At 71.4% G+C, this 12,954-nt stretch carries 10 protein-coding genes and 1 pseudogene; all 11 read right to left on the bottom strand.

Translation table 11 applies throughout. The annotated features are described in order from the left end of the window. Window positions 1-45: 45 nt before the first annotated feature. Window positions 46-2,133, bottom strand: a complete 2,088-nt coding sequence (rhaD, locus tag ACLL9L_RS16925; RefSeq protein WP_411285824.1) for a bifunctional rhamnulose-1-phosphate aldolase/short-chain dehydrogenase — start codon at window positions 2,131-2,133, stop codon at window positions 46-48. Next, on the bottom strand, window positions 2,126-3,733 hold the full coding sequence (locus ACLL9L_RS16920; RefSeq protein ID WP_411285823.1) for an FGGY family carbohydrate kinase: 1,608 nt from the start codon (window positions 3,731-3,733) through the stop codon (window positions 2,126-2,128). The genes rhaD and ACLL9L_RS16920 overlap by 8 nt, the downstream gene beginning before the upstream one ends. Further along, on the bottom strand, window positions 3,730-4,425 hold the full coding sequence (locus ACLL9L_RS16915) for an HAD family hydrolase (RefSeq protein ID WP_411285822.1): 696 nt from the start codon (window positions 4,423-4,425) through the stop codon (window positions 3,730-3,732). The genes ACLL9L_RS16920 and ACLL9L_RS16915 overlap by 4 nt, the downstream gene beginning before the upstream one ends. A gap of 5 nt (window positions 4,426-4,430) precedes the next feature. Continuing rightward, on the bottom strand, window positions 4,431-5,237 hold the full coding sequence (locus tag ACLL9L_RS16910) for a class II aldolase/adducin family protein (protein ID WP_411285821.1): 807 nt from the start codon (window positions 5,235-5,237) through the stop codon (window positions 4,431-4,433). After that, the gene (locus tag ACLL9L_RS16905; RefSeq protein ID WP_411285820.1) at window positions 5,237-6,343 is read right to left on the bottom strand and encodes an ABC transporter permease; all 1,107 of its coding nucleotides are present in this window, start codon (window positions 6,341-6,343) and stop codon (window positions 5,237-5,239) included. Before ACLL9L_RS16905 ends, ACLL9L_RS16910 begins: the two co-directional genes overlap by 1 nt. Next, window positions 6,340-7,371, bottom strand: coding sequence for an ABC transporter permease (locus ACLL9L_RS16900; protein ID WP_411285819.1), 1,032 nt, complete (start codon window positions 7,369-7,371; stop codon window positions 6,340-6,342). The genes ACLL9L_RS16905 and ACLL9L_RS16900 overlap by 4 nt, the downstream gene beginning before the upstream one ends. Then, complete coding sequence (locus tag ACLL9L_RS16895) at window positions 7,368-8,894, bottom strand: sugar ABC transporter ATP-binding protein (protein WP_411285818.1); 1,527 nt, start codon at window positions 8,892-8,894, stop codon at window positions 7,368-7,370. The genes ACLL9L_RS16900 and ACLL9L_RS16895 overlap by 4 nt, the downstream gene beginning before the upstream one ends. 65 nt (window positions 8,895-8,959) lie before the next feature. Then, window positions 8,960-10,018, bottom strand: coding sequence for an autoinducer 2 ABC transporter substrate-binding protein (locus tag ACLL9L_RS16890; protein ID WP_411285817.1), 1,059 nt, complete (start codon window positions 10,016-10,018; stop codon window positions 8,960-8,962). 109 nt (window positions 10,019-10,127) lie between these two features. Then, entirely contained in the window at window positions 10,128-11,636 is a 1,509-nt protein-coding gene (locus ACLL9L_RS16885) for a rhamnulokinase (protein ID WP_411285816.1), read from the bottom strand. Continuing rightward, on the bottom strand, window positions 11,633-12,442 hold the full coding sequence (locus ACLL9L_RS16880) for a DeoR/GlpR family DNA-binding transcription regulator (RefSeq protein ID WP_411285815.1): 810 nt from the start codon (window positions 12,440-12,442) through the stop codon (window positions 11,633-11,635). The genes ACLL9L_RS16885 and ACLL9L_RS16880 overlap by 4 nt, the downstream gene beginning before the upstream one ends. Before the next feature lie 177 nt (window positions 12,443-12,619). Then, a pseudogene (locus ACLL9L_RS16875) lies at window positions 12,620-12,954 on the bottom strand (hypothetical protein); the annotation flags it as partial.

Here is a 12,954-nt window from a genome sequence, read left to right as displayed (position 1 = left end):
CTCTCTCTGCGTGCCTTTGTGTTCGGTGAATGTCGGTGGCGGGGGTCAGCGGGTGAAGGCCTGCGGCACGCCGGAGTCGACCGGGATGATGAGCCCCGTCGTGACCGGCAGCGTGCCGTTGGTCAGGGCGACGACGGCAAGGGCGACGTGCTCCGGGAGCACCTCCTCCTTGAGGACCGTGCGCTGGGCGTAGTACCTGCCGAGGTCCTCCTCGGCGACGCCGTAGGTCTTGGCCCGCGAGGCGCCCCACCCCCCGGCGAAGATCCCGGACCCCTTGACGATGCCGTCGGGGTTGATCCCGTTGACCCGCACGCCGATGTCACCGAGCTCGGCGGCCAGCAGTCGGACCATGTGTGCCTGGGCGGCTTTCGCCGAGGAATAGGCGACGTTGTTCGGCCCGGCGAAGACCGCGTTCTTGGAGCAGATGTTGATGATGTCGCCCCCGAGTCCCTGGGCGCGCAGCACCGGCTCGACGGTCTTGGCCACGGCGAAGGAGCCGCGGGGCATGACCTGATATTGCAGGTCCCAGTCCTCGAACGTCGTGTCACCGAGCGACCCGGCGCGGGTGATGCCGGCGTTGTTGACGACGAGGTCGAGGCCGCCGAACGCGAGCACTGCCTCGGCGACGGCTGCGGCGACGCCCTTCTCGTCCGTGACGTCCATCGTCACACCGACCACCTTGTCGGGACCGCCGAGCTCCTTCGCCACGGCTGCGACCTTGGCCGGGTCAAGGTCTGCGACAACGACGTTCGCGCCTTCAGCGGCCAGAGCCCGCACGGTGGCAAGGCCGATGCCGGACGCCCCACCGGTGACGAGGGCGACCCGGCCCGCGTGCGCCCTGGGCTTGGGGCGGCGCCGGAGCTTGAGCTCCTCGAGGATCCAGTACTCCACGGCGAACTTCTCCGCCTCGTCGACGGGTGCATACGTGGAGACGCCCTCGGCGCCGCGCATGACGTTGATGGCATTGACGTAGAACTCGCCGGCCACGCGCGCGGTCTGCTTGTCCGCGCCGAAGGAGAACATCCCGACGCCGGGGACGAGGACGATGGCCGGTGCGGCGCCGCGCATCGCGGGGGAGTCGGCGACCTTGTTGCGGTCGTAGTAGGCGAGGTACTCCGCGCGGTACTCCTCCTCCAGCTGCGAGAGCCGGGCGACGACCTCCTCCAGGGGCGCGTCGGGCGCGGTGTCGAGGAGCAGCGGCCGCACCTTGGTGCGCAGGAAGTGGTCCGGGCAGCTGGTGCCGAGGTGGACGAGGTCGTGCGTCTTCTCCCGCGTGAGGAAGTCGAGGACGACGTCGGTGTCGGTGAAGTGCCCGACCTGCCGGCTGTCCCGGGCCGCGACAGCGCGCAGGTGAGGGAAGAGCTCGGCGGCGCGAGCCCGGCGGGCGGTCTCGTCCAGGGGGGCGCGACTCGGGACGAGGGTGCCGAACGGCTCGGCCCGGGAGTGGGAATCGAGGTATGCCGCGGCCTCCCGGATGATGCGCAGGCTCCGCTGCTCGACCTCGTCGCTCGTCGTCCCCCAGGTGGTCAGGCCGTGGCCGCCGAGGACGGCGCCGATGACCCCCTCGCGGGCGGAGAGGTCGCGCATCGCTTTGCCCAGCTCCCACCCGGGACGCTGCCACGGGACCCATGCCACGGCACCGCCCCAGATCTCCTCGACGAGCCGTGGACCGTCGGCGGCGCAGGCGAGGGCGATGACCGAGTCGGGGTGGAGGTGGTCGACGTGGGCGTGGTCGACGAGGCCGTGCATCGGGGTGTCGATGGACGGGGCTGCCCCGCCGGCGCCGTGGGCGCAGAACGAGAAGAGGGCGACCATCTCGTCCTCGTGCTCGACCCCGCGGTAGACGTTGTCCAGGGCGAGCAGCCGGTCACGCTCGAGCACGGCGAGGCCGCCGGCGCGCAGGGTGCCGAGGTCGCCGCCGGAGCCCTTGACGTAGAGCAGCTCGACGGGCTGACCGCTGGCTGGGTGCTCGACGGTGACCTTGGCCGAGGTGTTGCCGCCGCCGTAGTTCGTTACGGTGGGGTCGGAGCCGAGCCGGTTGCTGCGGGCGAGGAGCTCGCGCACACCCTGGGGCAGGTCGCGCTCGGCCTCGGGCAGGCTGGCGGTGGCTGTGGAGATGGTGGCGTCAGACATGGTGGGGTCTCCCTTCGGCGGACTGCTCCGCGCTGCTGGTCGTCGGGTTCGTGAGGGCGTTCGCGCCGATCAGTGCGAGGAAGACGCCGTAGGACTGGTCGAGCTGCTGGGTCTGGTGGGGGTCAGGCGGCACGGGGACCGGTGCCTCGACGAGCCGGTCGACCGTGGTGGCAAGCGCCGGCGGCTCTCCACCGGCGCCGACGCCCGCAAGGCGGCGCGCCGGGAGCCTGCTTGTGGCCAGGCCGTGCGCCGCCAGGATGGCGGCCCCGACGGCGCTGCCGCCACCGGGGACGTGGACCACCCCCGACTCGCCGGGGAGCGCGTCCGGGCCTGCGTCACCGGCCGGTCCAGCCGGTCCTGCCGGTCCGGCCGGTCCGGCCGGTCCGGCCGACAGCAGCGGCGCGAGCACCGTGGCCCGGATGGTGTTCCAGGTCGCGCTGCGGGTGGCGCCCCCGGTGATCAGGTGGCGGTGCGGGCGCACACCGAGGGCCGCCAGCGTCTCGAGGCCGAGACGTTCGACGAAGGCGACCCCCTCGAGGACGGCGCGGTAGGCGTCCACCTCGTCGACGGGCACCCCGCTGCTCAGCGAGTGCAGGGTCGGGTCGGCCACGGGAAAGCGCTCCCCCACCCGCGCCAGGGGATAACGCACCACGGTGCTCGGTCCGCGCGCGGAGGCGGCCGCGTCGAGCTCGCCGAGGTCGCGCCCAGCGAATTCGGTGTCGAGGACACCGGCGCCGGAGCTCGACGCACCACCGGGCCAGAAGTCACCCGCGGGGGACAGGTGGGAGTAGACGGACCCGTCGCCCGTGCGTACCTCCACCGCGCTGACGGCCTTGATGACCAGCGTCGTGCCGAGCACGCCCATCGAGTCCCCGGCGTGGATCGCCCCGGTGCTGAGCTGGGCCGTGCAGCCGTCGGTCATCCCGGACACGACGCACACCCCGGGGGGGAGTCCGAGCGCCGCGGCCACCGACGGTGAGACGAGGCCGATGACCCTGCCCGGGGGCACCAGCTCGGGCAGGTCCCTGGTCTCCAGGCCGAGGGACGTCATCACCTCGAGCGGCCAGGTCAGGTCTCGCAGGTCGATGCCGGCCTTGAGTGCGTGTGAGCTGTCGGAGGCGACGACGTCCCCGACGAGGGCGTCCGCGACGACGTCGACGGTGGACCGCATGAGCACCGGCCCCTGGTGGCCCGATGAGCGGATCTCGTTCTGCAGGCTCATCATCCGCCCGAGACTGGACCCGCCACCGACTCCGACCGCGATGACGGCCCCGGCCGACGACGTGTCGTCATAGAGCCGGGCATCCGCGAGCGGCGTCCCGCTCGGGTCGCAGGCCACCACGGTCCCGGAGGTGCCGGTGATCGACAGCGCCCCCACGCGGGCCGCCGCGGAGGCGAGCTCACGGCATACGGTGGCCATGAGGGCGAACGCGACCGCCGCGTAGTTGGCCTCCTGGCGCGACACCCCGCCGGCTGAGCGCACCGGGGCCGGCAGGGGCGCGTCCGCGTGGGCCAGCACAGCCCCCGTGCAGCCGTCGAGGGCGACGCATCGGGCGCTCGCCGTCGCGAGGTCGATGCCGAGGGTGACGGGGCCCATCATCGGCCCGTCCGGGCGAGCACGAGCTCGGCGACCGTGGTGAGGTCGGGCACGGAGACGTCGGCCTCGGCGAGCTGCGCGGGAGTCGGGTGCGCCGGGGCCTCGCCGCGGGTGACCCAGATGGTGCCCATGCCCAGCGCCTTGGCGGGGCGCACGTCGGTGTCGAGCCGGTTGCCGATGTGCACGGCGTGCTCGGCGGTGGTCCCTGCCTGTGCGAGCGCCCAGTCGAAGAACTCGCGGCTCGGCTTCTCGTGGCCGACGATGGCAGAGATGCCCCACACGTCGATGTAGTCGCCGAACCCGTCGCGCCGCAACGCCTCCACCGTTGCTGCCTCCTGGTTGGCGACGACGCCGAGCGTCACGCGGCCGTGCAGGGCGCGGAACATCGCGAGGGCATCCGGGTATGCCGTGCCGGCAGGGTGCGTCCAGTGCTCACCGGTGCGGCGGTGCAGCTCACGCTGGAGCGACTGGTCGCCGAGCAGCTCGCGGGCGAGGGACCTTCGCAGGCCACCGGACTGGTGGGCCCGGACGGTGTCGTAGACCCGGTCGAAGTCGGCGGTTGCGATCGGCGCCCCCCCTTGGTGGGCGCGGATCTCGTCGAGCGCACGGCGGACGGCGGACGTGAAGTTCTCGTCGGGGTAGATCGGTCCGCCGACGTCGCAGAGGACGACGTCGATGCGGTCGGGCAGTCCCATCGCGTTCACCGGCCGAGGGCGAGGTTGGTTCGTCGCTCGTCGATGTCGTCGCGGGCGAAGAACTTCGTGACCTGTTCGTCGGTGAGCGGCGCGAGGCCGCCGACGGCATACGCGGTGGCGCGCACGCGAGCACCCTTGACTGCCATCGTCGAGACCGCCTCGACCCCGGCGGTCGTCGGCGCGATGGCGACGATGCCGTGGTTGGCGAGCAGGACGAGCTGGGGGAGGGCGCCGTGTCGCTCGGCGTGCTGCCGCAGCCCGGAGGCGTAGATCCGGCCGAGGTCGATGCCGGGGGTGGCGTAGGGGACGAAGAGGGGGCGCCCGACGACTACGGCCTCGTCGGAGTAGACGATGCGCTCCCACGCCTCGGCGGCGCGGACGCTCGCGAGCAGCCCGACGACATCGGTCGGGTGGGTGTGCCCGATGTAGCGCGCGACGTCGGGCCCGGTGCCCAGCAGGGCCGCGACCTGCTGGACGGCGGCGTGGACGACGGTCTCGATGGAGCCCCGGCGGGGGCCGCCGTCCGGGCGGGTCGCGCCGGCGGCCACCAGGACGGCCGTCAGGTCGTCCTGCGTCGCGGCGGGGTCGTCGACGATCGCCATGACCTCGTCGACGTCGACGACGACGAAGTCCTCGGCCGTTGCGGACCCGAGGTTGGCACCGGACGCCTTGACGACGAGCCGCCCGTCGTCGAGGCGCTGCGAGGTGTTGCCCTCGGCGAGGACCGCGAGGTCGCGGGCCGGCTCGCCGAGCAGCCTTGTCAGGGTGAGGAGCTCGGGCGTGGTGAGACTCGGGTCCCAGGAGGTGGACATCAGCGACTGCCTCCGTAGCGACGCGCCGTGAGGCCGTTGAGCAGGGCCGCGAAGATGAGGACGGTCCCGAGGGCAAGGAGCTGGAACTGCGTCCCGTTGTTGCCGGTGAAGGCGAGCAGGATGCCGGCGTTGAGCCAGGTGATGAGGACCGTGGCGAGGACCACGCCCGCCACCCGCCCGATGCCGCCGGTGATCGCCACGCCGCCGAGGACCGCGACCGTGATCGCCGGCAGGGCCAGGCCGTTGCCGCTCGTGCCCGCATCGGGCCGCGCCGACGCGAACTGGCCGCTGATGTAGACGGCGACGAGACCGGCGATGACGCCCGCGATGACGTAGGCCGCGAAGCGGGTGCGCCGCACGTCGAGGCCCGACCACTCGGCCGCGATGTCGTTGGTACCGATGGCGAACAGCCGCCGACCGAAGGTGGTCCGGGCGGTGAGCAGCCACACGACGACGACCGTGGGGATGAGGAACGTGAAGATCCCGAGCGGCACGTTGGGCAGGCCGCCGCCGATGAGGGGGATCTCGACCGAGCTGGTGATCGAGTAGAGCTCCCCGATCCGCTTGTCGGAGATGGGTGTCGAGTTGGTGATGACGAGGGCGAGCGACTTGAAGGCGTAGTAGGTCGCGAGGGTGGCGATGAGGGCGGGGAAGCGCAGGTAGGCCACGAGCAGCCCGTTGATCGCGCCGAGGAGTCCGCCGACGACTACGGCCAGCACGATCGAGAGCCACAGGCTCCAGCCCCACCGGCCGTAGGCGAACCCGAAGACCATCCCGGTCAGCGAGACGATGGCGCCGATCGACAGGTCGATCCCGCCGCGTCCGGAGACGATGACGACGAGCTCACCGAGGGCGAGCAGGCAGAGCGGCACGGCGTCGACGAGCGCCGAGGAGAGGTAGTCCGCGTCGTAGGCACCGGTGAGGTAACCGCCCTGGTCCAGGGCCGTCATCCACCCGAGGATGATGACGAGCAGCGCTGCGAGCAGGACGATCCGCTGGGTCAGCAGGGCCCGCACGGCGCGCGAGACGAGGCTTGGCCCGCCCTCCGGCGTGCGCACTTCCCTCGGCGCCGGCTGCTGCTGGGGAGGTGTGGTGGTCTGGGTCATCGCGCCTCCCTCGCTCGCTGACGAAGGAGGTCCGCGCCGACCGCGATGGCGATGGCGACACCGACGAAGAAGTCGGACAGCTGACTGGGCCAGCCCAGCTGGGTGACCCCGGACGCCACGGTCTGGACGAGGAGGGCCCCGAGGAGGGTGCCGAGGACCGAGCCGCGGCCACCGGTGATCGACGTGCCTCCGATGACGACGGCGGCGATGACCGCGAGCTCACGGCCGTTGCCGATGGTCTGGTCGAGTGTCGAGGTGCCGGATGCGACGGTGAAGACCGCCGCGACCCCGACGAACAGGCCGGTGAGGGCATAGGTCAGGACGGTCCGCCGCTGGACCCGTATGCCGGCCAGCCGGGCCGCGACCGGGTCGCCGCCGATTGCGTAGAGGTGACGGCCACCGCGGGCGTGCCGCAGGTAGAGCCAGGCGAGCGTCGCGACGACGACGGTGAGGAGGAAGCTGTGCGGGACGCCGAGGGTCCGGCCGGCATCGCCGCGCCCGAAGAACTCGAGGGTGCCGGGGATGCCGTTGACGGTCTGGCTGTCGAAGATCTGGCGGCCGAGGAACTGGAAGAGGTTGGCCGTGCCGAAGGTGATGATGATGGCGTGCACGTGGCCGTAGGCGATGAGCAGGCCGTTGACCAGTCCGAGCACGGCCCCGAGGACCATCGCGCAGAGCAGCGCGATCGGGAGCGAGACCCCCTGGTCGACGAGCAGCTTGGCCGTCGTCACACCGGTCACCATCAACGCGCCGCCGACAGAGACGTCGATGCCGCCGGTGATGATGATCATCGTCATCCCGACGCCCATGAGGGCGATGGGGGCGACGGAGGAGAGCAGCGGCTGGATGGAGCCGGCGGTGGCGAAGGCGGGGGTGGCGAAGGACAGGACGACCCAGATGAGGACGAGGATCGCGACCAGGACCCACTCCTGGCTGGTGACCGGCGGGGGGAGGATCCGCCGGGCGACCCGGCTTCTCGTGGCAGGCGGGGGAGGGCCTGGGGTCGGGGTCTCGAGGGCGGTGCTCATGCCGGCTCCCTGCTGGTGAGGTCGGAGGTGGTCTCGTCGTCGGCGCCCGCTGCCGCGGCAAGCACATCGGCCTGGCTGGCGCCGGGGGCGAACTCGGCGGTCGTCGTGCCGGCACGCACGACGTGGAGGCGGTCGGAGATCCGCAGCGCCTCGGAGAGGTCGGAGGTCGCGACGAGGACGGCGGTGCCATCGTCGGCGAGCGCCCTGATGATGCGGTGGATCTCCTCCTTGGCGCCGACATCGACGCCCTGCGTGGGCTCTGCCAGCACGAGGACCTGGGGACGTTCGACGAGCTGGCGGGCGAGGACGACCTTCTGGGCGTTGCCGCCGGACATTGCCGAGATCGGCTGCTTCTCGCTGGGGGTCTTGATGGACAGCCGCGTGATCAGGTCCCTGGCGACCTTCGTCTCGCGGCGACGGTCCATCCACACCCGGGCCCGCGACATCAGCGGCAGGTGGCCGACGGAGATGTTGAAGGCGATCGGCTGGAATGCGAACATCCCCTGCTGCTTGCGGTTGGCGGGCAGGAGGGCGACCCCGAGCCTCTGGGCGTCCCGGGGGTGGCGGGGGGCGACTGCTGTGCCCTCCAGCAGGATCCGTCCACCGGTGGCGTGGCGCATGCCGTAGACGACCTCGGCGATCTCGGCGACGCCGGAGCCGACGAGGCCGTAGAGCCCGACGATCTCCCCGGGCCGCACCGCGACGTTGACGTCGCTGAAGTGCCCCTCGGCGGCGAGGTTCTCCAGGACGAGCCGCGGCGCCTCCGTCGAGCGTGGCCGCGGCTCGGCATGATCGTCGATGGCGCCGCCGACCATGAGCTCGACGATCCGCCGAACGGTGAGCTCGGCGATGGGCCAGGTCCCGATCGTGTCGCCGTCGCGCATGACCGTGACCTCGTGGCAGATCCGGAAGAGCTCGTCAATCCGGTGGGAGATGTAGATCACCGAGACGCCCGAGTCGGTCAGGCGCCGGACGACGCCGAAGAGGACGTCGATCTCGGAGTCGGTGAGGATCGCCGACGGCTCGTCGAGGATCAGCACCTTGGCGTTGCCGGCGAGCGCCTTGGCGATGGAGACCTGTTGCTGCTCGGCGATGGACAGGTCGCCCACCGCCCGGGTCGCGTAGCGCTCCGGGAGGCCGAGCAGGCTGAGCAGCTCGAGGACCTTCTCGTGCTGCCCGGCCCAGTCGACCCGGCCGCCCGCGACGACCTCGCGGCCGATGAAGATGTTCTCCGAGACGGTCAGCTCGGCGAAGAGCTGCGGCTCCTGGTAGACGGTCTGGATGCCGTAGGCCATCGCCTCCTGGGTCGAGGAGAGGTCCATTGGTGCGCCCTCGAAGGCCATCGTCCCCGTGTCGGTGGCCTCGGCGCCGGCGATGATCTTGATCAGCGTCGACTTGCCGGCACCGTTCTCGCCGACGATGGCGTGGACGGTGCCCGGCAGGACCTTGAGCTCGGCGTGCCGGATGGCCCGCACGCCGCCATACCTCTTGGAGATGTCTCTCAGCTCGAGCCGGGCTTCCACGTGTCCTCCGTCGGTTCTGGTGCGGGTCCGCGGGTCCGCGGGTCAGCTGCTCAGGGCGGCCCGGGTCAGTAGCTGAAGGTGCCGGCGTTGTCCTTGGTGATGACGAGCGGCGGGCCGAGGAGCAGCACCTTGCTGGCGGCGTCGTAGGTGACGGCCGTCATCTTGTCGTTGACCTTGTTGGTGGCCTCGAGCGTCTTTCCGTCGGCGGCCTGCAGGCCGGCCCACGCCGTGAGGTAGCCGAGGTTCTGCACGTCCCAGAGGATGGACGCCGACGAGGAGCCGTCGGTGAGGTAGGGCGCCATCGACTTCGGGGTGCCGAGGCCGACCGTGAAGACCTTGCCGATCTTGCCGGCGTCCTTGACGGCCTGGGCCACACCCGGCGCCGAGGAGGTGCACTCGCCGACGAGGCCTGTGAGGTCAGGGTTGGCGTTCATCAGGTCGGTTGCCATCTGGGTGGCCTTGTTCTGGTCCTCCCCGGCGTAGACGACGCTGACGATCGACATGTCCTTGTACTTCTCGGCCGTCACCTTCTTCTGGACCGCGATCCAGCCGTTGAGGTTCTGGGCCGTCTCACCGCAGGACACGATGGCGTACTTGCCCTTGTTGCCCATGACCTTCGCGAGCTGGTCGACGAGCGCGGTGCCGATGCCCTCGGTGGAGGCCTGCGAGACGAACGCGGAGCGGACCGAGCTCGGGGCGTCGGTGTCGGAGGTGAGGACCTTGATGCCGGCGTCCTTGGCCTGCTGGAGGACCGGCGCCATCGAGTCGGGGTCGTTGGGAGCGACGATGAGCGTGTCGACCTTCTGCTGGATGTAGGACCGGACGATCTGCGCCTGGGCAGCGGCGTCGGCCTGCGTCGGGCCCTGGTAGAGCCACTCGATGTTGAGGTCCTTGGCGGCGGCCTGACCACCGGCGTTCATCGCCTCGAAATAGGGGATGCCCTGCAGCTTGGGGACGAAGGCCACCTTCTTCTTCGCGCCGCCGGAGGCGGTCGAGCCCGATCCGGCAGCGGCGGAGGAGTCGCCCGTCGCCGCCGTGTCGTTCTTCTTCGTGCACCCGCTGAGGACGAGTGCCGCGGCGAGGGTGACGACGGCCGTGGCCCGGCCGGTGGTGGTGAGATTCATCCTTGGAGCTCCTTGTGCTGGTCCCAGCCGTGGCTGGTGGTGGGTGCCTGATCGACCGGGTTGGTGCGTCAGGACGGGTGTGCAGTTGTGGTGAAAGGCGGTGCGAGGGTCAGTCGCCCGGCAGGCCATGGCGTTCGCGGTCGATTGAGACCAGCCGCGTGAACTGTCCGTATGCCGTGTCCCACCCCTCTCGCTCGTGGGGGGAGTAGGTCGTGACCTGGGTGGTCTCGGCGATGACCCGTCGGATGTCGCTCAGTCCACCCAGCTCCCCCAGCGACACGAGCTGGGTGGCGGCGTTGCCGAGGGCGGTCGCCTCGACGGGACCGCAGTGCACCGGCACGCCGATGGCGTCCGCCGTGAGCTGGGACAGCAGGGCGTTGTTGGCTCCGCCGCCGACGATGTTGACGCTCGGGACCCGGTGCCCGGTGACGTCGTGGAGGTCCTCGGCGACGTGGCGGTAGCCGAGGGCGAGCGAGTCGAGGACGCAGCGGACGACCTCGGCCACGCTCTGGGGGACCACGGATCCTGTTCTCGCGCAGTAGTCCTGGATACGCGACGGCGCGTCGTGGCCGTCGAGGAACTCGGGGGCGTCACCGTTGACGATGCTGCGCAGACCGGACACCGTGCCGGCCAGCGTGACGAGCTCGGGGTAGGAGTAGACGGTGCCCTCCGTCGCCCAGTGGCGTCGGCAGGCCTGGAGCAGCCACAGACCGGCGACGTTGCGCAGCAGCCGGATCGTGCCGGCATACCCGCCCTCGTTGGTGATGTTGGCCCGGCGGGTGCGGTCGGTGATGACCGGCTCGGGGACCTCGACGCCGACGAGGGACCAGGTGCCCGAGGAGATGTAGAGCGCGCGCGGGTCGCTCATCGGTGTCGCGACGACGGCGCTGGCGGTGTCGTGGCCCGGGGGGACGATGACGCGGGCGCCGCCCAGCCGGCCGCGGGCGAGGTCGGGCAGCAGCGGCCCGACGTCGGTGCCGGGGGGCACGACCTCGGGGAGGAAGTGGGTGGGGACCCCGAGGTCGTCGAGCAGGTCGGTCGCCCAGATGCCCCGGGCCATGTCGTAGAACCCGGTCGTCGAGGCGGCGGTGTATTCCGTGACCCGGGAGGCCGACAGGAGGTGGTGGACGACGTCGGGCATCATCACCAGCGTCGTGGCGCGTTCGAGCCGCGCGGGGTGCTCGGCAGCGTCGGAGACCACGGCGAAGAGGGTGTTGATGTCCATGATCTGGACGCCGGTGGCGCCGTAGATCCGTTGTGGGCCGACCGCTTTCAGTGCGCGGGCCATCGCGACGGGTTGGCGCGGGTCGCGGTAGCAGGTCGGGTCGTCGACGAGCCCGCCGTCCGCGTCGAGCAGCCCGTAGTCGACGCCCCACGCGTCGGCGCCGACGGAGGCGATGGGGACGTCCCCGGCGGCGAGGGTGGCCAGACCGTGGCGGATGCCGCTCCAGAGGGCGTCGAGGTCCCAGCGCAGGATGCCGTCGACCGGGTGCGGCGTGTGGGTGAAGCGGTGCGTGACGTCGAGGCGCAGGCGCGTGCCGTCGAAGGTCACGGCGGCGACGCGCCCGCTCTCGGCGCCGAGGTCGACGGCCGCGACGGTGGTCGGGTGGATCCTCACCGGCGCCGCCCCCGGGCTGGCCGGGCCGTGGCGTCCGGGTCGACGAGGTCCCACGTCACCCCGGCGGCGCTCCAGGCCCGGTGGATGTCGACCGGGACGGCCGTGTCCGAGATGAGGCGGGTGACCCGGTCGATGGTGACGAACGGGTGGGTGCCGAAGCGCTCCACCTTGGAGGCGTCGAAGAGGCCGTAGACCTCGCGGCAGGCGCCCGCGAGGGCCTCCTTGGCGTGCGCCTCCTCGGGGGTGATGTCGAGCAGGCCGCGCTCGAGGCTGAGGCCGACGAGGCCGAAGAAGCCCTTGTCGACCCGGCCGCGGCCGGCGAGGACGTCGCTGAAGAAGCCGACCATCGACTCGGACGCCCGGCGCAGGACCCCGCCGGGCATGATCACCGTGGCCCGGGAGTTCGACAGGAGGAACTGCGAGGTGCGCAGGCCGTTGGTGACGACGGTGAGCGGCTGGATGTCGGCGAGCTCCTCGGCGAGGTAGAAGCAGGTCGTCGAGGAGTCCATGGCGATGACGTCACCGGGGCGCACGAGCCGGGCGGCGTGCTGGGCGATCGCCCGCTTGGCGCGGGAGGCGACCCGGTGGCGGAAGTCGAAGGCGCCCTCGTCGGTGCGGGGGGAGACCAGGGCCCCGCCGCGGATCCGGCGCAGCATGGCGCGGCGCTCGAGGCTCTCGAGGTCCTTGCGGATGGTGACGGCCGAGACCCCGAAGCGGGCGGAGAGGGAGCTGACCTCGACGCGGCCGTGGTCGTCGAGCTCGAGCAGGATGGCCTGCTCGCGGTCGAACTCACTCAGTGACGCCACGAGACCTCCTCGTCCCTCGTCCAGCCCGTCCGTCATTGGATGATCCGGAGCGTAAGGCCGCGAAAGTGAATAGGCAATGAAAACAAGAGAAGTGAAAGCAAGTGTGCTTCCACTGCACTCGTGGGACTTGTCCTTTGCCCGACGCACATAGAGGCGCCGGCGTCAGTCGCTGAGGACTCAGTTGCTGACGAGCTGCGCTCTGGCGGTCTTGACGGTGACGGGGGTGGCCGGTCCGGGCACGGTGACGGTGTCGGGGATGGGCGCCCAGTCACCGCCGTTGATGCGGAAGTCGGCGCCGAAGGTGGTGTCGACGTTGGCGGGGTAGGCGCCGCCCTTGAGGTACTGGTGGGTGATGCCGCCGCCGGGGTAGACCCCGCCCTCGTTGCTGGTCGGCCCGAAGTCCTGGCCGTCGCCGAAGTGGTACGTGAAGTGGTCCAGGCGGGGGCGGATCTCGACCTGGAAGCCGAGCATGGTGACTGGGTCCACTTCGCCGGGCTGGTAGCCGGCGGTGG

Origin of the sequence: Lapillicoccus sp., from assembly GCF_046595215.1 — a bacterium.
Taxonomy (GTDB): Bacteria; Actinomycetota; Actinomycetes; order Actinomycetales; family Dermatophilaceae; genus Lapillicoccus.
This window is presented reverse-complemented; position numbering and strand designations above follow the sequence as displayed.

Excerpts from the sequence above, each read along its gene's own strand:
- ACLL9L_RS16900 (WP_411285819.1), bottom strand. The coding sequence starts at position 7,371 with ATGAGCACCGCCCTCGAGACCCCGACCCCAGGCCCTCCCCCGCCTGCC.
- rhaD (WP_411285824.1), bottom strand. The coding sequence starts at position 2,133 with ATGTCTGACGCCACCATCTCCACAGCCACCGCCAGCCTGCCCGAGGCC.
- ACLL9L_RS16890 (WP_411285817.1), bottom strand. The coding sequence starts at position 10,018 with ATGAATCTCACCACCACCGGCCGGGCCACGGCCGTCGTCACCCTCGCC.
- ACLL9L_RS16915 (WP_411285822.1), bottom strand. The coding sequence starts at position 4,425 with ATGGGACTGCCCGACCGCATCGACGTCGTCCTCTGCGACGTCGGCGGA.
- ACLL9L_RS16910 (WP_411285821.1), bottom strand. The coding sequence starts at position 5,237 with ATGTCCACCTCCTGGGACCCGAGTCTCACCACGCCCGAGCTCCTCACC.
- ACLL9L_RS16920 (WP_411285823.1), bottom strand. The coding sequence starts at position 3,733 with ATGATGGGCCCCGTCACCCTCGGCATCGACCTCGCGACGGCGAGCGCC.
- ACLL9L_RS16905 (WP_411285820.1), bottom strand. The coding sequence starts at position 6,343 with ATGACCCAGACCACCACACCTCCCCAGCAGCAGCCGGCGCCGAGGGAA.